We start from the raw sequence: 19,523 nt of genomic DNA, 5'->3' as shown, positions 1-19,523 counted from the left end.
TAGATTACATAGGTTCTCTGCGATAGATCCCCAATAACTCATAAGACATGCAAGCTAGGAATTCCCCTTCCCTGCTTTCATCTCGGCAATGATGTCTACACCACGAGAAGTGCCAAGGCGCGTTGCGCCTGCTTCAATCAAGGCGATCGCCTGTGCCAGAGATCGAATTCCGCCAGAGGCTTTAATGCCTACACGATTGCCTGCGATCGCTTTCAGCAAACGCACCTGCTCGACTGTAGCTCCACCAGCCCATCCCGTGCTGGTTTTCAGAAAAGCGACACCCGCATCCAGACAAACCTCTGCCGCCAGTTGTTGCTCGGGTACGGTCAGTAAGCCCATTTCTAAAATTGCTTTGACGGGTAAGTCAGTGGCTTCGCAAATTTGGGCGATTTCACGGTGCATGGCATCGGTCTGACCTGACTTGAGCAAACTGAGGTTAATCACGACATCCAATTCCTGTGCGCCAAGTTCCATAGCTTCTTGGGCTTCATAGAGTTTTGTCGCAGCGGTATTTCCTCCAGAGGGAAATCCAATCACCGTACAAACGCGGGGCTTTTTTTTATGCAGCCGTTCTACTGCCCGCGCCACATAGCAAGGATAAATACATACGCTTTTAAACCCATAGCGATCGGCTTCGTCGCAGGCTTGGTCGATGCGATCGCTGCCTGCGGTGGGGTCGAGAACGGTGTGGTCGATATAGGGAATTGGGTCGATTTCGGAATAGGAGGACATAGGTACTGGTTGGGGATGGGGGCAAGCATTTTGTTTCGCGAAGGCTCAACCTACCTGAATTTTAGCTTATATCTGCCCATGAACGATGGGCATACAAGACCTTGGTAAGTATTAATACTCAAATAGAGAGTTATAAAAAATCTCATGCACAGTTGTCAAGTTCAAAGGTTACAGTGATGTAATCTCTTTTTTCATTGCTTTAACTTATGTCTATATAACCCCACTACTTAATATGTATAAGAACTAAAAAATATATGGCAGCCCCATAACCCCATCTTGAGCGATCGCGCGATTGGGAATCATGGGTAATTCTTTAGAATAGCCGTCTCTCGGCAGTTCGCGAACGCAGCCTGATAAATCTCTGGCTACCATGTAAGGATAGTTATTCGCTAAATTTGCATAAATTAAAATTGTTTTATTGGTTAATGTATGGATATTTCGGAAATCGATCTGTTAGAAGCTTCAGTTAGCGACTTGCTAATCATGGCAAAGGTCGAGCTAGAGCAAAAACGTTTACAAGAGCAACGCGATCGGCAAATTCAAGAAGCCGTAGCCCAGATAGAAGGGAGACTTAAGCCACTCCTTGCAAAGGTCGAACAGATGCTGCAGGAGTTTGAGCGAGAAGGTCACGCAGATAGCATCACAAAACAAAAATTAGCGCAAAAAGCCACAGATATTCGGCAAGAAATAGCAGAAGCCCCAATCTTAGCTGCCCAAGTTGCCGATCGCCAATTAATTCTTAACGAAGAACGCTTACTTGACGAAAGAGTTGCCGAAAAAACCGCCCAATGGCGACAAGAACTAAAGGCTGACTTATTGGATATGATTGGCGACCAGAAAGACTTTTTTAGTGCCACCGATGCCGCGATCGCCATTCGTGCCTATATGAACGATCTCAAAGCGATCGGAGCGCTAGAGGGAATTGTCGAGTCTTTGATCGCCCAAATTAATACCTATAGCGAAGAAGGCCCCGTAGCAAAACTGCGCGGTAGCCACGAACAAACGCTCAATTTCATCTATAACAAAGCCTTAGAAAACCGTTCGCGGGTAGATCGCGCCCCCGACGTTCAACCTTCAACCCGCCACCGTAAGTCCGAAAAGAGACCGAGTCTTTACACCGATCTGTCAGGCAAGGTTCTCATCTTTGGCGGTCACGATCGCTTAGAAACAGCCGTAAAAAATCGCCTGCGCGATTCTGAAATTCATCTGGTGTGGTATACAGAGCAAGATGGCTTACAGCTGGCAACCCAAGGAGAAAGCCACATTAGCAATACAGACCTGGTTTTGATTGTCACAGGCTATGCCAGCCATTCCCTCACCGAAAGAGCGATCGAAGCCTGTAAGCGAGTTGGTAAGACCTACGAGATCATCAACACCACAGGCATGACCAGACTCTTAGAGGTGATTGAATCTGGGCTAAAAACCAAACAACTCGCGAAGCGATGGAATAGTTAATCGAACCCATGCGAATTATTTTCTTTGGTACACCCGACTTTGCCGTACCGACCCTAGCGAAACTCCTATCTGAGCCAGAGTTTGAAGTCTTGGGTGTGGTAACGCAGCCCGATACTCGTCGAGGTCGCGGCAATCAGATGAGTCCATCGCCTGTCAAGGAACTAGCACTCCAGCACGATCTCACCGTATGGACACCCGATCGCATCAAAAAAGACACTGCCACGTTAGAAGCGTTAAAGGCTCTGAATGCGGATGTATTCGTTGTGGTTGCCTACGGTCAGATTTTGTCTCAGGCAATTTTAGATATGCCCAAACAGGGCTGTATCAACGTACATGGTTCTCTCTTGCCAAAATATCGAGGTGCAGCTCCGATTCAATGGGCGATCGCCAATGGCGAAACCGTGGTTGGAATTACGACCATGCAAATGGATGCTGGCATCGATACAGGTGCGATGTTACTCAAGGCAAGTATTGATGTCGCTCCTACCGATCAGGCTGAGAGCTTAAGTGCCAAACTTGCCGAACTGGGTGCAAATTTGCTGATTGACACGCTGCGACAACTCGGTCGGATTACTCCTGAGCCTCAAAACAATTCCGAATCAACCTATGCACCGATGATTGCGAAGGAAGACTGGCTGTTGGATTGGCAAAAAAGCGCGATCGCATTGCACAATCGAGTACGTGGCTTTTATCCCAACTGCTACACCAGTTATCGCGGACAAAGGCTAAAGGTGACAGCCACGGAAGTGATTCCTCAAGAAAATTCTGCGGCTCCCTTAGGAACCTTGGTGGAATTGCGAAAGAATCTTGGCTTTGCAATCCAAACCAGTGACGGCTTGCTTTTAATTAAAGAAGTTCAACCCGCAGGCAAGCGATCTCAAACAGGTTGGGACTTTGCCAATGGCTCCCGATTGCAAATCGGCGAAGCGTTTATCTAGATGAAGTAATGCCTTAAAATAGAAATCTGATTCGAGCCAGTCAAAAAAGCGATCGCCAGATTTCGAGTCAAACTGCTGATTTACAATACAGAAAAGGAGGAAATAGAACAATCGATCGAGTAGAGCGTTTGTTCCAGTAAAGCCACAAGGCGATCGCGGCAGTATTAGTTGTTAAGCATTTGACGGTCTAATCTAAGAGGGTATAGGATCTTAAATTAAGGCTTCTCATCATCCAATCACTCTAATGCTGAAGCAAAAAACATATGGAAGGCTATGGTAAATGAATCAAGTTATTGTTGATACTGGCGTGATTGTAGCTCTGCCGAACAAAAACGATATCGTCATTCCCACATTAGAGAAGTAGAAAGCTAACCATGCAAATTACCATTGAAATCCCCGATGAGCTAAGCGATCTGATCCAAAACAAGGGAAAATCCCTTAACGTCGCAATCCTCGAAGCACTGGGGCTATCAGAAATCGACTGGGCAGCAAAATGGGAGCAATGGTTTGCGGAATTTGAAACTGTGCCAATACCTACTACAGCCCAAGCGCCACAAAACGACTACACAGCCCTTCTGATCGATAAATATCGGAAACAAGGGCTAGAGCTATGATTTTGTGTGACACAGGAGTTCGCCAATTTCGAGTTGAATTGCCTCATTTAAGCTCACCCATTGAGCCACGCTGAGATCCTCGGCTCGCACTTGCGGATCGATTTCCATTTGTTCCAGTAAAGCCACAAGGCGATCGCGCTCGATCAGTGACATCAGATTATTGCGCAGCATTTTGCGACGGGTGGCAAATCCCATCTTGATCAAGGTTTCCAGTGCTTTCGGATCGGAAGCGGGTTGAATTGGCGATCGCGGTAAGAGGCAAACAACGGCTGAGTTAACTTTGGGCACGGGGTAAAAGGCTTGGGCGGGCACATCGCAAACAAACTGACATTCGGCGAGATACTGCATTCTCACGCTCAAAGCCCCGTAGGCTTTATGCCCCGCTTTTGCCACAAGGCGATCGGCAATTTCTTTTTGGACGAGCAACACGACCCGCTCAAATTGCGATTGGGGTTGGGCAATGCTACCCAGTAACTTTTCTAAAATCTCGCCCGTAATATTGTAGGGAATATTCGCAACCACCTTATTGGTGTAGGCGGGTAAGGGAATTTCTAAAATGCTGGCTTCGATCAGTTCTAATCGAGCGGACTCAGTTAAATCTTTGGGGAATAAATCTTTGGCGAACTTTTGGCGCAACTGCTGACATAGATCGCGATCGATCTCGACAGCGGTAACGGTTTTGACTCGAGGTAACAACAGGCGCGTCAGATTGCCCGTACCGGGACCAATTTCTAAAACGCGATCGCTTTCGCTGAGTTGAGATGCCTGTAGGATCTTGTTGAGGGCTTTGTCACTTCGCAGCCAATGCTGACCAAACTGTTTGCGCGGACGGATCGTTAACAACATTAGGATAGAATTTAAGACATTTATTGTTGGGGTCGTGGCAGAATCATTCTTGAAAAACTCATTGTTTGATATTCGGCTAGCACAGCATAAGGATATTGCCAGAGTCGCTGAAGTTTTAGCAATAAGCTTTTACTGCGATCGCAAAGGAAATTGGACATTTCTCACCAACTGTTTTTACCCGATTATCCGTTGGGGAATTTCTGTCGATCTAAACAATCGCCTTCTTGATATTACTCCCCACTATGCCTGTTTTGTGGTGACTCCAGACGCCGAACCCGATCGCATCGTTGCCAGTGCCGAGATTTGCTTGCGTCATATTCCCATTGGTTCGTCGTCTTTCCCCCTATTTAACTGGAATAGCGATCGCCAATATCCCTACCTATTTAACTTAGCCGTGCATCCAGACTGGCGGCGCAAAGGGGCAGCAAAACTGTTGATTAAGTCCGTCGAAAAAACCGCTAAAAGCTGGGGATGTTCGCAGGTATATATGCACGCTCTAGAGAATAACTTTGCCGCGCGATCGCTTTACGATGATATGGGCTATAACTTTCACCGCTTCGATCCAGACCTCAGCCAATGGCTCATGGGCAGCCCTCGCCGTCTCTTATTAAGAAAACCGATTAATTAGGCGAGTTAAAATGTATGAAGAACTTAAGCAATTAGCGTTCGGCTTTTTTAAGAACTTCATACCTGATAACGAAAAATAAATGATTTGGCCCTTCAACCGCAGATTTAAAAAAACGATCGCGAAAATTGAAATTACGGGTGCGATCGCCTCCCAAGCCCGCACCCGCATTCTCAAAGCTTTAGAATTTGTCCAAGAAAATCACTTTCCTGCTTTGGTGTTACGCATTGACAGTCCTGGGGGTACGGTGGGCGACTCCCAAGAAATCTATGATGCCCTGAAGCGTGCTAGAGAAAAGATTAAAATCGTCGCCAGCTTTGGCAATATCTCGGCAAGTGGCGGTGTTTATATTGGCGTAGGGGCTGACTATATCGTGGCGAATCCTGGCACGATTACGGGCAGTATTGGCGTGATCCTGCGCGGCAACAACCTAGAGAAACTCCTAGATAAAGTTGGCGTTTCTTTCAAAGTCATTAAATCAGGGCCTTACAAAGATATTCTTGCCTTCGATCGCGAACTCACCGAGCCTGAGAAAGAGATTTTGCAAGCCTTGATCGACAGCAGCTATAACCAATTTGTGCAGACGGTAGCAGAGGGACGCAAACTCAGTCCAGATGTGGTGCGATCGTTTGCCGATGGGCGCGTATTTACGGGCGAACAAGCTTTGGCACTGGGACTCGTCGATCGCCTCGGTACAGAGAATGATGCGCGGCGATGGGCTGCTGAATTGGTGGGACTCGACCCTGAGAAAACTAAGTTTCACGCGATCGAGCCACCCAAGTCCTTGGTGAGTCGGTTTCTTCCTGGCGGTAATGAAGCGTTTACGCGCTTGCAGTTTGAGGTTGAGACCAGTGGGATACCCCTGTGGATGTGGCAATAGAGGGGCATGGCTAACTTATTTTCAGAAAATGATTGACAAATATTGCTTTAATAAGCAAAATGGAGATCGCTTAAAAATAAACAAATTAAGCGACTACAAGGGATTGTAGTTCAATTGGTTAGAGCACCGCCCTGTCACGGCGGAAGTTGCGGGTTCGAGCCCCGTCAATCCCGTTAATAAATCTAGCTTACAAGCTTTACCATCTAGATAAGATTCAAGTATTTTTAGGTCAACTTGGGTCAATTTTTGGTAGAAATCTTCGACCAGTACTTGGCTGGAAAGACAAAACAGATTGATAAGAGCACCCTAGAAAAATACCAGACTCTGCGATCGCACTTGCTCGATTTTTTTGGTCTGGCTACTCAGATCGGTAACTACTCAGGCTCTACATATAGTTTCTTGGCAATCTCAAAACACTACATGTAACGTCAGTTCGGGATAAGAAAACCTGAAACGCTATACATCCCAAGGATCCCCCCCAGCCCCCCTTGAAAAAAGGGGGGAGAACCCACCTGTCCCCCTTTTTCAAGGGGGATGCCCGATAGGGCAGGGGGATCGAACCCCTCGGTTCCAGCAAGTCGGCTTGCTTTGTTCCGAAATCCTTAACCCGAACTCAGGTTACATGTAGTATTTTGGAGGAATGTAATCAGCTATAAAGCGATTCTAATTCTCAATAAGATGTCATTTTGACACGTTATTGCAAATAATATTTTTGCTGTTTATGAGCCAAAAAGCCTGCCTATCAAGAATTTGATCCTGATTACGGAAATATTTCACCCAGCCTGAGTAGTTACGATACAAACTCTGACAAAACCATTGATGCATCTTGGACAAACTGCCCTGCGATAAGGGAATGCTGAAGACTGTTTCCACTAAATACCGTTGCTTGTTCCAACTTAAATGTCCTCCGTATCCTAGCCATCCCCCTAAACTGCTCAGGAGCACTCCATAACTGAAATCCTCTCGACCTCCCAACGGCAATTCTGCATATCCGTGCCATCCACAAACTGAACATCTATATTTGGGACGTTGGTATTCTCGTATGTCCATAGGCTTTTCAACGAGTTCGGCAATTTGATGCCGATGGACTGGTGTATCTACTATTTGCTCAACTACGTTCCCACATTCAGGACAAAGCTCTAGATTCAACGCTATTGTCTGGTCTACTGAAGCGAATCCATTGCGAGTTCTCCCCTCATGACCATACTTTGCGCCTTGCTTCTTCTTTCGCTGTTTAATGTCTTTGCTTTTCTTTTTATACCCATCTACGGATGGTGGTTGCGAACTATTGTCACTATTACGACTGCTTAGCTTGCGTAGTGCTTCTTTTAATTGTTCAACTTCTGATTGCAGTTGACTTAGTTGCTGCCGCAAGCTTTGATTCTCTTCGCGCTGTTTGAGATATTGTTCATACCACAACTGTGCTCCCTGATTCTCTGGGTTAAATTCTGGGGCATCCAAGAAAATTTCTACTGTTGGCTTAGACAGTTCCATAAGATGCTAAAACTACCGTATTTGCTTCATTTATGTCATTCTCAATTAATGATTCTTATTGCTGTGACCAATTACAATTATTCTTTGCACGTTCTATAGATCCCCGACTTTTTCTGATTAGTGCAAAAGAATCTGCAAGCTTGCAAAAAAGTCGGGGGATCTCTTCTGCTGAGCTTTGAAAGCCGATGACGGGATTTGAACCTGCGACCTGCTGATTACGAATCAGCTGCACTACCACTGTGCTACATCGGCAAATTGAAATTTAGATCGAGTTGTCTAATTAGACAACTAAAAATTTCCAACGAATATCATAGCATCCTTGAACTTTTTCCAACTTGCATTCGTCTAATTAAAAGTTTTTCATGGCAAAACTATAAAAAATGTCACCACAAATGTCACTAAAAGTCGTAAAAAGTCATTAAAATAGGTACATACAGGGCTAGTCAACTGCTATGGAATTTTCAGCCTATCTCTCTGATGCCTTGGCACACGAGCAAGCTACACAGTCACTTGACTGGGAGCCGACTCAATATGACCCCTTAAAAAATACAAGCATTTTTGTAAAACAGTTGGTTCGGACTGGACTGATTCCAACATTTGTGTTTCTCGGCGTGGCAGAATGCATCCCCTTTTGGGGAATCGCTCCCAATCTTAGTACAGCAAAAGCTGCTGCCGAGGTGACCTTTTGTAACCCGATTTATCTCTGTAATACAACCTACATGACTGAGATCCAAACTTTATTGGCACAACGAGGATTTTCGCCTGGGGATGTTGATGGCGTTTATGGCCCAGCTACTCAAGCAGCGATCGTACAATTTCAGGCAAAGCATGGCGGACTAGCCGTTGATGGCATTCCAGGTACGCAAACCCTGATTGCCCTCAGAGGTGCTGCAAACAGTTTAGCCCCCTCCCCTGCTCCTGAAACTATTCCCCCTGCCCCAAGTCCCAGCCCAGATGCGAGTAAAGCTAAGGAAACGAACAAACCAAATATCGCCCCAGAGCTAGATCGCGAAGCAATCTCAACCCTACAACTCCTGCTCAAAATGCGGGGGTTCTACGATCGCCCCATTGATGGGGTCAAGGGAAGCGCTGTCACCGAGGCGATCGTCAAGGCACAAAAAGCCTATGGATTGCCTGTAAATGGATCGGTAGATTCGGCTCTGCTCGCGTCACTCCAAGTGGGCACAAAAGCAACGACTGCTCCCCCACAGCAGCTACCTTCTACTCCTGCTTCGCCAGAGGAAGTGGTTAGCCTACAGAAACAATTACAGCAAAAGGGCTTTTATGAAGGCAGTATGCATGGAAAGTTAGATGCCCAGACGAGAGCAGCCATTATGGACGCACAGGCAGCCTACGGGTTTGTCGTAAATGGTGAATTTACGCAATCATTCCTAGCATTTCTTACGAACCTGAGTCCATGAAAAAAGATTTCTATGTTTAAACCATTCCCTCCCTAAAGCGTTTTCCCTCAATTCCAAATTTCTATATCCAAATCTCTATAAAAGTCCAATTTAGAACGCACAAAACACTATGGAACTCGCAGCCTATCTTCACAGTGAATTAACCCAGACGCAGTTCGAACAAGGAATTGAAATTGCTCCTCCCCTCGACTGTGTGGGTATCGATGCGATCGCTAGATCGGCTTCATCTTCTAAGGTTGGTCTATGTGTCACCTTTGCGGCACTTGCGGTCGTTGCGAATCTAGGTTCGGTGGCGGGGGCATCGGCTAAACCCCAAAATTCAAGCTCAGATATCCGTTATGTCCAAACGTTATTAGCCAATAACGGATTCGATCCAGGCCCCATTGATGGCGTTAAAGGGGCGGCAACCAAAGAAGCGATTATCAAAGCCCAAAAGGCTTTTGGGCTAGATCCTGATGGGGTTGCAGGTTCTCAAACCTTGGCGGCTTTAGAGAGTCGCTCTGCGCCATCAAATTCGAGTAGCGATTCTCAATCCTCCGTGATTAATCTCCAAAAATTGCTGAGCGATCGCGGTTTTTTTACTGGGCCGATTACAGGTAAGTATGGGCCTTTGACCCAAGCCGCTGTGATTGCAGCTCAGAAACACTATGGCTTAACGCCCGATGGGATTGCGGGCGTAAAAACCTTGACCGCCCTTGAGACGGATGCTGCCTCAACGACCAACATTTCTGGTAGCGATGCGATCGCTTTACAAAAATTACTGAGCGATCGTGGCTTTTATACGGGGGCGATCGATGGCATTATGGGCGCTCAGACCAAAGCCGCCGTAATTGCCGCTCAAAAAGCCTATGGGTTAACCCCCGATGGTATTGCAGGCGCGCAGACCTTAGCAGCCTTGCAAGGAGGTAGCCCCAGCCAAGCGACCATCAGCGATGCCAGCGTGACTGAGTTGCAAAAGCTCTTGGCATTGCGGAAATTCTATACAGGGGCGATCGATGGCATTATGGGCGCTCAAACCAAGGCAGCCATTCTTGCCGCCCAAAAATATTACGGGTTAACAGCGGATGGCATTGCTGGCAAACAGACCTTGACAGCCCTAAAACAGGGAGCAGCCCCCAGCCCAGTTGCATCGAAGCCTACAACCCCAGCACCAACACCGATCGCCAGTACTTCAAAGGTAGGTGTGTCAACAACGAGTAATGAGGGCATCGCTAACTTACAGAATTTACTCAAAGATCGAGGTTTTTATGATGGCCCCATCAGTGGCATTCTGGGTCCGCGCACGCGGGCTGCGATTGTTGCAGCACAAAAAGCCTATGGTCTCACAGCAGATGGCATTGCTGGCTCTGCCACGATCGCCGCTTTAGAATCTCACCCACCGTCAGCACCTAAACCAGCAACTCAACCCATATCTTCAGCACCAACCACCCCACAGCCTGCGATCCAACCTATCCCACAGCCTACTACACAACCTACCGTTCAACCAACTGCGCCTAAGCCTACGCCTGCTGCCACCACTCAGCCGGCAGCCACGGTTCCGTTTACAAGAAGCAATAGTGTGGCTGAAATTCAGCAATTGCTTTCACAGCGAGGATTTTATACGGGAGCTGCTGATGGTGTGCTCAGCAACGAAACAAAAAATGCGATTATTCGGGCGCAAAACTTTTATGCCCTCACTCCTGCTGATGGCAGCCCTAGTGCCGCTCTTGTGGATAGTCTCAAAAAAGACCCGTTTGTTGTCGGTGGCAATTAGGCGGGAATTGCGCTCGGGATTCATGGGGGCAATATACTAGAGTAAAACTCAGTACTTTGTAGTTAAAAGGTTAGGAAAACTCATGCGTCTCGTTAACCTTGCCGTCAATGTTGGAGCGATCGCAGTCTGCTTAGCCACCACCCTTGCACTTCAGCTCCCCCAGCTCAATCAGCGCCTTGTCGGACAAACCCTAGAGTCCGATCGAAAAGCTGTCAAACAGGAGGAAGCGCGTCTACAAGTACTCAATCGGCTTCCCCCTAAAGGCTTTGGCTTTAACAACACGATCGCCAATTTTGCCTTTATCAGCTTCCTCCAATATTTTGGGGATGATGAGGCAAGAGTCGATCATAAAACTGGCTTTAGTCTTAGCCCTAAATATTTTGAAGTGATTGTCGATCGCAATCCCCGATTTCTGAATATTTATATCTATCTCTCAACTAGCGTATCGATGTTTGCGGCAGAGCCACGCAAGGCGATCGCCCTATACAGCAAAGGTTTAGAAAGCCTCTCTCCCGAACAGGAACCCTATGCTTACACGGTTTGGCGGCGCAAGGCGACCGATGAGCTATTGTTCTTAGGGGATGCCGAGGCAGCAAGAAAATCCTATTTAAATGCCGCCGAGTGGGCCGATCGCGCTAAATTTGGCGCAGATGCACCGCTAGAAACCAAATATGTCGCCCAATGGTCGCGAGAATCTGCTGCATGGCTCAGCGAAAAACGCGACCTGCGTAGTGCCCAAATTTCCGCATGGAAACTGGTTTTATCGACAGCGATAGATAAGAAAACCCTGCAAAATATTGCCATAGAGGTAGACAAACTCGGAATGCAGCTAACCGTTAAGGAAGATGGCAAGATCGATATCATTCCTAAAAAAGCACCCAACTCTTAAACACCCAATTCTCAAATCATAACTATGGACAAGCGATCGCTAGGTAATTCCGATCTTCTAATTTCCCCGATCGTGATGGGAACTTGGCAGGCAGGAAAGAAAATGTGGGTGGGGATTGAAGACAGCGAGACCATTAAAGCAATCCGCAGTGGCTTTGAAGCTGGCATTACCACCGTAGACACCGCCGAGGTCTATGGTGATGGGCATTCCGAGCAGATTGTTGCCGAGGCTCTAGCGGATGTGCGCGATTACGTTGTCTATGCCACCAAGGTGTTTGCCAATCATCTGAAATACGATTTGGTTTTAGAAGCTTGCGATCGCTCGCTCAAAAACCTCAAAACCGACTACATCGACCTCTATCAAATTCACTGGCCATCGGGCACTTGGAAAAGTGAGATTGTGCCGATCGAAGAAACCATGAGCGCCTTGAATAAACTCAAACAAGATGGCAAAATTCGAGCGATCGGCGTTTCCAATTTCTCCCGCGCTCAACTAGAAGAAGCCTGCCAGTTCGGACGCATTGATAGCATCCAGCCACCCTATTCACTATTCTGGCGACAGGTCGAAAAAGATATGACTCCTTACTGTGTCGAACAGAATATTTCGATTCTTGCCTACTCATCGTTAGCACAGGGCTTACTGACGGGCAAATTTAAAGCCGACCATCAATTTGCTGAGGGCGACCACCGCGTTGCCAACAAACTGTTTAAAGGAGAGAACCTATTTAGAGCGACCCAAGCCTTAGAACAACTCAAACCGATCGCCGATCGCCATCAAACCACCCTAGGCAACTTGGCATTAGCTTGGCTAATTGCCCAGCCTCAAACCAATGCGATCGTGGGGGCGCGCAATGCCGCGCAAGCAATTCAAAATGCCGAAGCAGCCAAGATCGATCTCAGTGCCGAGGAACTGCAAGCGATCGACGCGATCGGGCGTACAGTTACCGATCGTTTAGATGATAATCCCGTCATGTGGAATTTCTAAAACCCCTCGGACGCACAGGTTGGACTTACCCCCTTTAATTCCCCCTTGGCAAGGGGGAAGATCGGAAGTCCAGTTTCTTTCCCTTGGCAACTACGGTGTACGCACAAGTAAATTTGTCTTCGTTTCAATCGATCTAGCCCCCTAAATCCCCCAATTCTGGGGGACTTTAAGAACTCTTGTCCCCCCAGAATTGGGGGCTAGGGGGCAATAAACCTTTGATTTAGATAGGTTTGACGCTTTGTATGTACACGGTAGCCTTGCCAAGGGGAGGGTTAGGGTGGGGTAATCTCCCCTACTTTAAGAACTTGAATTTACCGTTGTTTCCATCAGGCTCCATGGTGATTTGGGCAACATAGAATTGCTTTTGAATAATTTCTCCTTCAGGCGTAAAAGAAATTTCGCCAAGGGGGGTTTGATAGGTTCCCACGAGCAATTCATCATTCAGTTTGGTGCGCAATTGATCGAGGGGTAATGTGGCGATCTTTGTCTTTTTGTCCAGCGATCGCAGGGCTTCGACAAACACCTGAACGCCAGTGAAAGCCTGCGCTGTAAATTGGGGTGGTTCCTTCTTTTTTTGCTCCGCTTTATTTTGTTCCATGTAGGCAGAACGCAGTGCCACATTGATTTCGCTGGGATTTTCTGGACTATAAGCTTGCGCGATGATGACGCCATCGCAATGAGCCTTACATACAGGCAAAATATTGGAAGTATTCAAGCCATTTCCACCAACGATCAGACCCTTATAGCCAAGTTCCCGCAATTGTTTGACGAGGTTGCCACCATCGGCGGACAAACCAGAAATAATAATTAGATCGGGTTGGAGGCTAATTGCATTGGTGGCTTGGGTTTGAAAGTCCGTATCGGTAGTTTGGAAGCGTTGAACCGTAACTAAATCTAGACCTTTTTGCTTGACAACAGATTGGAAAGTTTCCGTCTCTGATTTATTAAAGGCATCATTTTGAGCGTAAAACACTGCCACCTTCTTCAGATCGGGCTTCATTTTAATTGCCGCTTCTACAGAGTTAGGGGCTACGACGGATACAGGTGCAGATACGCGGGAGATATACTTGCCAATCTGTGGAATTCCCTTGGCTGTGTTGGAAGGAGCCAGTACGGGTACGCCTGCACGTTCGGCGATCGGGTCAGCGCTAAATGCCTGCTGTGACAGGGTAGGACCAACAATACCAACCACCTTATTTTGCGAGATCAGGGTATTAAAGGCATTGATTGCGCCTTGCTCGTCACCACCCGTATCTTGATAAATCAACTTGATCGGCGTGCCATTCACCCCACCGCGATCGTTAAAATATTTCTCGGCAATTTTAGCGCCAATAACTTCTTCTTGCCCCAGTAAGGCGACATTACTGGTTTGTGCCACCGCAATTCCAATCGGGATGCCGCCACCTGAACTGCTATTTTGGGGCGCGGTAGTTGTAGTGGTGGTTGATGTGGCAGAGGGCGCGACCACGCGATCGCTTGTTTGGTTACAAGCAACCACCAGCAAACAGGTTGCTAGGATGGTACAGATAAATCCAGTCAGTTTTTTCATAGTAACGCTCTATAACTCTTCTCAAGATTCATATTCTCAAAGTGCTAATTAAGCTTGCAAGCCAAGCAAAAATCAAAATCTGAGCTTATCATGTCGTCTTCCGTAGCCCACGATACTTAATGATTACGGAACAATTACGAATACTCGCTTGACATGACTACTGCTACTAAAATTAGTCATCTGAAGTCAGCGAGCCCCAATGTCAATCAATCCCACTGAAACAAAAGATAACAATAAGAGAGCGGGATATACCTTGCCTGTATTTGCTGTTGCAGCAGCAAAAGCTGCGCTCGTGAAACTGTTGGCGATCGCCGATCGCATCCCAACTGTCAACCTAGATTTAGGCGATCGCGGCGAGGTCGAAATTGCGATCGCGCAGGTAGCCGCGATCGATCCCAATTCTGCTCTAGGCATTACGATCAGCGACCCCGGCGATAACTTAGACCTGACCGCTGGAACCCCAATCTGGGCATGGGTTCACTTGCAAGCATGGCAGGGCGAAGCCCTGCGCTTAGAAGCGGGTGAAGGCGTAGGACATACAGAGTCAGGCGAACCAGCGATTTATCGGTTTGCACGGCAATTGTCAGATGTGAATCTCTTGTCACTGATTCCTCCAGAGCGAACCTTAACGGTGCGATTTATTTTCCCTGAAGGGCGATCGCTAGCGCAACGAACTTCCAATCAAGCTTTTGGGATTTTAGAAGGATTAGCACTGCTGGGTACGAGTGGGATCTCCCAACCGCTCTCAGCCGAGGAGAAGTTAGAAGATTTTCGCGCAGATTTGCGAGAAAAGGCGAAGGAACATCAGCATTTGGCTTTTTATATCGGTGCGAACGGTCATCAAGTTGCTTTGAACCTAGGATTTTCAGAGCGGCAATTGGTGCAGACTGCTAACTGGGTAGGTGTGATGCTGGTTGAGGCAACTCTGCTGGGCGTGCATAAAATTACTCTAGTGGGATATCACGGCAAATTGCTCAAACTCGCTGGTGGCATCTTTAACACCTCTAGCCATCTGGCAGATGCCCGTATGGAGATTCTCACAGCAGCAGCAGTGGCTACGGATTTACCAATAGAAATCATCAAACAGATTCAGCGATCGCCTACCGCAGAAGCCGTTCACAAGTTACTGATCGCCATGGAATGCGAACAACCTGTATTTCGCCATCTGATTGAGAAGATTAATCAAAGAGCGATCGCCTATGTCAAAAAGTATGCGGAACGGGAAATAGAGATTGAGACAATTTTATGCGATCGGCTGGGACAGATTGTATGCCAGAGGCTAACGTGACAAATTATACGTCGAACTGTTCGAGCCGTTTCGTCTTGCCATAGCGATCGTCAAATCCCCAGATATCGACATGGACTTTGCCGCTGTGATGCACAGTGACATTTGCCCAAGCATACATGCGATCGTTAGGATTTTTGCTCGCACCTGGTTCGACATCAAAGGGCGTTCCTCCAGAACCCACAATGAATTGCCAAGCCCTGCCGTTGCGAGCTTTCCAAGGTTGCATAGCGTGATAGAGGTGTTGGTGACCGCAAAAATAGGTGGCTTTATAGTCCTCGATTAAAGTCCAAAATGCCTGCTGATTCTCTGGATAGGTATCAAACCCCACGATTTCTTTTTTGTCGTTATAATCGTAAGAAAATGCAGGTTTGTGACCAAAGACAAAGATGCGCTTGACCCCGCGATCGCGAGCCTTTGCTAAGTCCTGAGCCAACCAGCGAACGGGTGCATGGGTGTCTTGCGAGTAGGCATCAGTATTGATAACGGCAAAGTGCAGTTGGTTAAAATCAAAGGAATAGCTCAACTGCTTTTGATCGGATTTGATGCCATCCGCACTGCCGATCGCAGGAGCATTATCTACATTCCAATGCTGGATGTCTGCACCTACAAGTTCTCGCCACATGTCGGTGTTGAGAATCAAATCGCCCATATTGCCGCGCCAGGCATTCTCGTTGCTCACCCGCGCAATTTTCCGAAGTTTACCGTTCTCATCGATAAATTTTTCCTGCATTTCGTGGTTCCCAGGTACGGGCACGACATAGGTTCCCGTTTCGAGCAATCCAGAAATCATGCCTCGCCAGTAGGCATATTCGCGATCGAGACGATGGCGATCTGCGGTGTAGCCCATAATCATATCGCCATTAAAAAATAGGGCTTTAGGCTTCTGCGCTTGAATTTCGCGAAAGATTCGCGATGTCACCTTTGTGTTTTGCAGCCAGATGCGATCGTGGGCAGGCATGGGCATTCCTGGTTCGTGGCGCGAATCCCCCACTGTCGCAAACTGAAATACAATCGGGTCGTTTAGCGAAAAAGCGGGAGCTAGATACAGTGACAGAGTACAGGTGCAAATTGCGAGAAAGGCGATCGCTATGGCATTAAACTTTTTCCATCGAGAAACATAGAGATAACTCATGAATTATGCAGGTTCGACGCTAATTTAAAAGCAATACTATTAGATATAGTATTGCAGCACACATGGTTTTTCAGCTTGCAGGATCGAGATCTTCATTAGGGTGCTTCTACTGCATAAAGTGTAATTGCATTTTCTTTGCCCTTGATCTTGGCGGCTGAATCCACAATGCGTAAATCAAAGAGATCGCTTTGATGCAGTGCATCAATCACACTCGACGTGACTAAAATTCGACTCCTATAATGCTTCGTCAGGCTCTCAATTCGCGAGGCGAGGTTGACTGCATCCCCAATCACAGTCGAGTCAATCCTCGAGCGGAACCCGACGGTTCCCATGATGACTTTGCCATGATGAATGCCAATGCCGATATCAATATTGACTAAACCTCGCTGCGCCCGATCTCGATTAAATTCCTTCAAAGCATCCAGCATATCAATGGCTGCGTTCAGAGCGCGATCGGCATATTCGTCATCAAAGATTGCCATAATGGCATCTCCAATATATTTATCGATAAAGCCACCTGAACGCTCGATCGCTCTTCCCATACAATCGAGATACTCATTCAAGAAATCAAATACTTCCATCGGCGTCATTTTTTCTGACATCGCAGTATAGTCTCTTATATCCGCAAATAGAATCGACACCTCTCGTTCTGAAAACTCCCCGACCTTAATGTTTTCAATTCCTTGCGGTGCGATCGCTTTCAAAAACTTTTCTGGAACAAACCGTTCAAATGATTCTAGAGTTTTCTGCAGTTTGCCAAAAGAGTCCTGTAGCGTTTCTGACATATTGTTAAATGCTTTTGCTAGGGTCGCCAACTCAGTTACCTTATCTACTTTGGCTCTGTGGCTCAGATCTCCTGCTGCAATTACCGCAGCACTTGTACGTAATCGCAGAATTGGTTTGCTGATTCGTTCGGCAAGTAAGTATGCACCGACTAGCCCTAAGCCTAAGCCAATTGCCCCAAATCCCAGTGACTTGTAAATTGCCTGGGCGATCGCTTCATCTAGCGTGCGAAGGCTAATTCCCAAACGGAAAACCCCAAAAACTGACTTCGTTTTACCATCTGATGTTTGTTCGGTGATACCTGCTGATGCTTCTATAATTCGCTCTCCTTTCTTTCCCCGTAGACCATCTTTGCCGTTTGCAATATCTCTCAGTAAAAAAGTTTCAGTGACGATTGGTTCGCCTTGAACCGTATTTGCTAGCTTCGTTATATGAAATGGCACTGCATTGGGAATATATTTCTCCTCAAATTCGGCGGGTGAAGCAACAATGATGCGATATTGTTTTTTAGGGTCTGAAACAAAGGCATAAACATACTCTGAGTTATTTTTAAGTAATTCATCAGTGCGAATGCGAATATTTCCCCAGTTCTCTTCTAACATCTCTAAGCGAAAGGAACCAGCCAATGACATCGAAAGTGCTTTCGCCTGCTTTTCTAGCTGGAGATAGTAAAGTTCTCTCTCTGTTGAGACTAAGATCCATGTTCCCGAAAAAACCAGAAGCGCGACCAGTAAAACGGTTGCCAACATAATCTGGACTCGAAGTGAAGCAAATTGAATGGATTTCATGGGGAAGCTATTTCGATCTCTTCAACAAAAGTGAGCCATTTATGCTGTTCTTTAACTTGTGATTTACAGGACGGTGGAAATACAAGGGTAAGAGGCCCACCCATTCGAGTCGGGATGAGGCGATCGTCCTCGCCAAAATGCATTGCAAGCATAACATCGCAATCATGAATCACCTCTAGTGGAATTAGAACAGGCTTTAAAGGATCTCGATGGATTGAAGCCTTGCCTCGCAAAACAATCGAACCTTGTTTAGGTACATTGGAATTTGCTTCTTTGAGTAAATCTCTAATGGTTACCCCTCTTAGTCTCACGGATTCACTAGACCAAAGTAACCGATAACCAACTTTTGTTCTGATAATGTTTTGGGGTAACCGATCTAAATCTTCCTGGTTTAGGATGCGCTTGCCCACCTGAAGTCGCAGGGGTTCATTCCCGACAATGATGTGAGTTATATAATATGCCCAGTATGTAGCAGGATAGATTGGGTTGAGGTAGCGATTTGGAAAGCTATCATAGACTAACTGCAAGGGACCTCCATCAGTTGCTTTGATGGGACGACCACTTTTCTCAACAGCTAAAATAATCGTAGGATATCGCTGCAAGTCAGCAATCTTAAAGGTCGAACGGTAAGCATCAAGGGCTACGAAAGTAATCTCATCGACCTTGGGTTGAATGTTGACCAGACTTAGTAATTTAGCGACTGAAACGCCTCTGAAATTTTCTGGAGCATTTCTGTCTGTCCGATTTTCTCCCTCAACCAAAATATTTGTATAAGAGTACCTCTCTAACTCTTGCCAATTCAATATGATTTTGTTCTCAGAAATCTCGCCTGCAAGGGTTAGCGTCCATTGCGCTCTTACATTTTGTTGATTTGCATTCGCGAGTTTTGCTTCTTCGGTGTCAGCTTCATTTAGCCATGTTTGAATTTGAGTTTCTGTTGGACGGTTTGTACAAGCGTAAAGAGTTGTAAGAAGAAGCCCAAGAAAAATTCCTTTAATTTGCTTCAACTTTGTGAGACGAATTGCAAATCTGAGCATTAAAAAATATTTAGAAATTTATCTTGTTTGACTAAATCTTAGCAGTAAATATTTTGAGTTAGCAGTTTGCCAAAGTAGTAAATGCGATCGCTGATAGGCGATAGACTCGCTCGATCTAACTTTACAATACCCGAACTTAACATTTTTACAAGCTATTATTTACTATTTTTTCATATATCCTTGCCCATAGGATACCGCTACACGACCAACTACAGTTAGAGAAGCTTATATTGGTATGAGTTGTGCGTGGGGTCAATTCATGAATTGACCTTACAGGTCTACAGAGAATCAAGAATCTTTTATGACGAGATCGGC

General features: G+C 46.5%; 17 protein-coding genes, 2 tRNA genes and 1 pseudogene. 11 read left to right on the top strand and 9 right to left on the bottom strand.

Annotation, left to right across the window (positions count from 1 at the left end):
* Positions 1-54: 54 nt before the first annotated feature.
* Together deoC and ACP2WE_RS02650 are read right to left on the bottom strand one after the other, a co-directional pair.
* On the bottom strand, positions 55-732 hold the full coding sequence (gene deoC, locus ACP2WE_RS02655) for a deoxyribose-phosphate aldolase (protein ID WP_330486289.1): 678 nt from the start codon (positions 730-732) through the stop codon (positions 55-57).
* 243 nt (positions 733-975) lie between these two features.
* Positions 976-1,104, bottom strand: a complete 129-nt coding sequence (locus tag ACP2WE_RS02650; protein ID WP_425214044.1) for a hypothetical protein — start codon at positions 1,102-1,104, stop codon at positions 976-978.
* Positions 1,105-1,161: 57 nt separating this feature from the next.
* On the opposite strand from ACP2WE_RS02650, the gene ACP2WE_RS02645 reads away from it, so the two are divergent.
* From ACP2WE_RS02645 to ACP2WE_RS02635, 3 genes are all read left to right on the top strand, one after another.
* Positions 1,162-2,187: a DUF2325 domain-containing protein gene (locus ACP2WE_RS02645; protein WP_425214043.1), complete on the top strand. Its 1,026-nt coding sequence runs from the start codon at positions 1,162-1,164 to the stop codon at positions 2,185-2,187.
* A gap of 8 nt (positions 2,188-2,195) precedes the next feature.
* Entirely contained in the window at positions 2,196-3,125 is a 930-nt protein-coding gene (fmt, locus tag ACP2WE_RS02640) for a methionyl-tRNA formyltransferase (RefSeq protein ID WP_425214042.1), read from the top strand.
* Positions 3,126-3,499: 374 nt separating this feature from the next.
* The gene (locus ACP2WE_RS02635; RefSeq protein ID WP_425214041.1) at positions 3,500-3,739 is read left to right on the top strand and encodes a hypothetical protein; all 240 of its coding nucleotides are present in this window, start codon (positions 3,500-3,502) and stop codon (positions 3,737-3,739) included.
* On the opposite strand, the gene rsmA is transcribed toward ACP2WE_RS02635, so the two are convergent.
* On the bottom strand, positions 3,734-4,585 hold the full coding sequence (gene rsmA / locus ACP2WE_RS02630; protein ID WP_425214040.1) for a 16S rRNA (adenine(1518)-N(6)/adenine(1519)-N(6))-dimethyltransferase RsmA: 852 nt from the start codon (positions 4,583-4,585) through the stop codon (positions 3,734-3,736). The two genes, ACP2WE_RS02635 and rsmA, sit on opposite strands and share 6 nt — an antisense overlap.
* A gap of 49 nt (positions 4,586-4,634) precedes the next feature.
* Here rsmA and ACP2WE_RS02625 point away from each other — a divergent pair, with 49 nt between their 5' ends.
* The 3 genes from ACP2WE_RS02625 (at position 4,635) to ACP2WE_RS02615 (ending at position 6,263) form a co-directional block, all read left to right on the top strand.
* The gene (locus tag ACP2WE_RS02625; protein WP_425214039.1) at positions 4,635-5,213 is read left to right on the top strand and encodes a GNAT family N-acetyltransferase; all 579 of its coding nucleotides are present in this window, start codon (positions 4,635-4,637) and stop codon (positions 5,211-5,213) included.
* Positions 5,214-5,292: 79 nt separating this feature from the next.
* The gene (gene sppA, locus ACP2WE_RS02620; RefSeq protein ID WP_425214038.1) at positions 5,293-6,090 is read left to right on the top strand and encodes a signal peptide peptidase SppA; all 798 of its coding nucleotides are present in this window, start codon (positions 5,293-5,295) and stop codon (positions 6,088-6,090) included.
* 99 nt (positions 6,091-6,189) lie between these two features.
* Positions 6,190-6,263: transfer RNA gene (locus tag ACP2WE_RS02615), tRNA-Asp, on the top strand.
* A 604-nt stretch (positions 6,264-6,867) separates the two neighbouring features.
* Here the strand turns inward: ACP2WE_RS02615 and ACP2WE_RS02610 are convergent.
* Positions 6,868-7,584: pseudogene (locus ACP2WE_RS02610) on the bottom strand (DUF6444 domain-containing protein); the annotation flags it as partial.
* A gap of 180 nt (positions 7,585-7,764) precedes the next feature.
* Positions 7,765-7,836: transfer RNA gene (locus ACP2WE_RS02605), tRNA-Thr, on the bottom strand.
* 200 nt (positions 7,837-8,036) lie between these two features.
* Between ACP2WE_RS02605 and ACP2WE_RS02600 the strand changes: the two genes are divergently transcribed.
* From ACP2WE_RS02600 to ACP2WE_RS02585, 4 genes are all read left to right on the top strand, one after another.
* The gene (locus ACP2WE_RS02600) at positions 8,037-9,005 is read left to right on the top strand and encodes a peptidoglycan-binding domain-containing protein (RefSeq protein WP_425214037.1); all 969 of its coding nucleotides are present in this window, start codon (positions 8,037-8,039) and stop codon (positions 9,003-9,005) included.
* Positions 9,006-9,114: 109 nt separating this feature from the next.
* Entirely contained in the window at positions 9,115-10,758 is a 1,644-nt protein-coding gene (locus ACP2WE_RS02595) for a peptidoglycan-binding domain-containing protein (RefSeq protein ID WP_425214036.1), read from the top strand.
* 82 nt (positions 10,759-10,840) lie between these two features.
* The gene (locus tag ACP2WE_RS02590; RefSeq protein ID WP_425214035.1) at positions 10,841-11,647 is read left to right on the top strand and encodes a hypothetical protein; all 807 of its coding nucleotides are present in this window, start codon (positions 10,841-10,843) and stop codon (positions 11,645-11,647) included.
* 24 nt (positions 11,648-11,671) lie between these two features.
* Positions 11,672-12,631, top strand: a complete 960-nt coding sequence (locus ACP2WE_RS02585; protein ID WP_425214034.1) for an aldo/keto reductase — start codon at positions 11,672-11,674, stop codon at positions 12,629-12,631.
* 292 nt (positions 12,632-12,923) lie between these two features.
* On the opposite strand, the gene ACP2WE_RS02580 is transcribed toward ACP2WE_RS02585, so the two are convergent.
* Entirely contained in the window at positions 12,924-14,180 is a 1,257-nt protein-coding gene (locus ACP2WE_RS02580) for an ABC transporter substrate-binding protein (protein ID WP_425214033.1), read from the bottom strand.
* A 199-nt stretch (positions 14,181-14,379) separates the two neighbouring features.
* Between ACP2WE_RS02580 and cbiD the strand changes: the two genes are divergently transcribed.
* On the top strand, positions 14,380-15,468 hold the full coding sequence (cbiD, locus tag ACP2WE_RS02575; protein WP_425214032.1) for a cobalt-precorrin-5B (C(1))-methyltransferase CbiD: 1,089 nt from the start codon (positions 14,380-14,382) through the stop codon (positions 15,466-15,468).
* Between the two features lie 4 nt (positions 15,469-15,472).
* Here the strand turns inward: cbiD and ACP2WE_RS02570 are convergent, their stop codons facing one another.
* From ACP2WE_RS02570 to ACP2WE_RS02560, 3 genes are all read right to left on the bottom strand, one after another.
* Positions 15,473-16,600 carry a metallophosphoesterase family protein gene (locus ACP2WE_RS02570; RefSeq protein ID WP_425214031.1) on the bottom strand — a complete coding sequence of 376 codons (1,128 nt, stop codon included), beginning with the start codon at positions 16,598-16,600 and terminating at the stop codon, positions 15,473-15,475.
* 95 nt (positions 16,601-16,695) lie between these two features.
* Positions 16,696-18,171: an adenylate/guanylate cyclase domain-containing protein gene (locus tag ACP2WE_RS02565; RefSeq protein ID WP_425214030.1), complete on the bottom strand. Its 1,476-nt coding sequence runs from the start codon at positions 18,169-18,171 to the stop codon at positions 16,696-16,698.
* Positions 18,168-19,208 carry a molybdopterin-dependent oxidoreductase gene (locus ACP2WE_RS02560; RefSeq protein WP_425214029.1) on the bottom strand — a complete coding sequence of 347 codons (1,041 nt, stop codon included), beginning with the start codon at positions 19,206-19,208 and terminating at the stop codon, positions 18,168-18,170. The genes ACP2WE_RS02565 and ACP2WE_RS02560 overlap by 4 nt, the downstream gene beginning before the upstream one ends.
* Positions 19,209-19,523: the final 315 nt, after the last annotated feature.

The sequence above is a fragment of the Tumidithrix helvetica PCC 7403 genome, assembly GCF_965232925.1.
GTDB lineage: Bacteria > Cyanobacteriota > Cyanobacteriia > Pseudanabaenales > Pseudanabaenaceae > Tumidithrix > Tumidithrix helvetica.
The sequence above is the reverse complement of the archived record's forward strand: the minus strand, read 5'-3'. Positions and strand labels throughout refer to the sequence as shown.

Excerpts from the sequence above, each read along its gene's own strand:
- deoC (WP_330486289.1), bottom strand. The coding sequence starts at position 732 with ATGTCCTCCTATTCCGAAATCGACCCAATTCCCTATATCGACCACACC.
- ACP2WE_RS02650 (WP_425214044.1), bottom strand. The coding sequence starts at position 1,104 with ATGGTAGCCAGAGATTTATCAGGCTGCGTTCGCGAACTGCCGAGAGAC.
- ACP2WE_RS02645 (WP_425214043.1), top strand. The coding sequence starts at position 1,162 with ATGGATATTTCGGAAATCGATCTGTTAGAAGCTTCAGTTAGCGACTTG.
- fmt (WP_425214042.1), top strand. The coding sequence starts at position 2,196 with ATGCGAATTATTTTCTTTGGTACACCCGACTTTGCCGTACCGACCCTA.
- ACP2WE_RS02635 (WP_425214041.1), top strand. The coding sequence starts at position 3,500 with ATGCAAATTACCATTGAAATCCCCGATGAGCTAAGCGATCTGATCCAA.
- rsmA (WP_425214040.1), bottom strand. The coding sequence starts at position 4,585 with ATGTTGTTAACGATCCGTCCGCGCAAACAGTTTGGTCAGCATTGGCTG.
- sppA (WP_425214038.1), top strand. The coding sequence starts at position 5,293 with ATGATTTGGCCCTTCAACCGCAGATTTAAAAAAACGATCGCGAAAATT.
- ACP2WE_RS02600 (WP_425214037.1), top strand. The coding sequence starts at position 8,037 with ATGGAATTTTCAGCCTATCTCTCTGATGCCTTGGCACACGAGCAAGCT.
- ACP2WE_RS02595 (WP_425214036.1), top strand. The coding sequence starts at position 9,115 with ATGGAACTCGCAGCCTATCTTCACAGTGAATTAACCCAGACGCAGTTC.
- ACP2WE_RS02590 (WP_425214035.1), top strand. The coding sequence starts at position 10,841 with ATGCGTCTCGTTAACCTTGCCGTCAATGTTGGAGCGATCGCAGTCTGC.
- ACP2WE_RS02585 (WP_425214034.1), top strand. The coding sequence starts at position 11,672 with ATGGACAAGCGATCGCTAGGTAATTCCGATCTTCTAATTTCCCCGATC.
- ACP2WE_RS02580 (WP_425214033.1), bottom strand. The coding sequence starts at position 14,180 with ATGAAAAAACTGACTGGATTTATCTGTACCATCCTAGCAACCTGTTTG.
- cbiD (WP_425214032.1), top strand. The coding sequence starts at position 14,380 with ATGTCAATCAATCCCACTGAAACAAAAGATAACAATAAGAGAGCGGGA.
- ACP2WE_RS02570 (WP_425214031.1), bottom strand. The coding sequence starts at position 16,600 with ATGAGTTATCTCTATGTTTCTCGATGGAAAAAGTTTAATGCCATAGCG.
- ACP2WE_RS02565 (WP_425214030.1), bottom strand. The coding sequence starts at position 18,171 with ATGAAATCCATTCAATTTGCTTCACTTCGAGTCCAGATTATGTTGGCA.
- ACP2WE_RS02560 (WP_425214029.1), bottom strand. The coding sequence starts at position 19,208 with ATGCTCAGATTTGCAATTCGTCTCACAAAGTTGAAGCAAATTAAAGGA.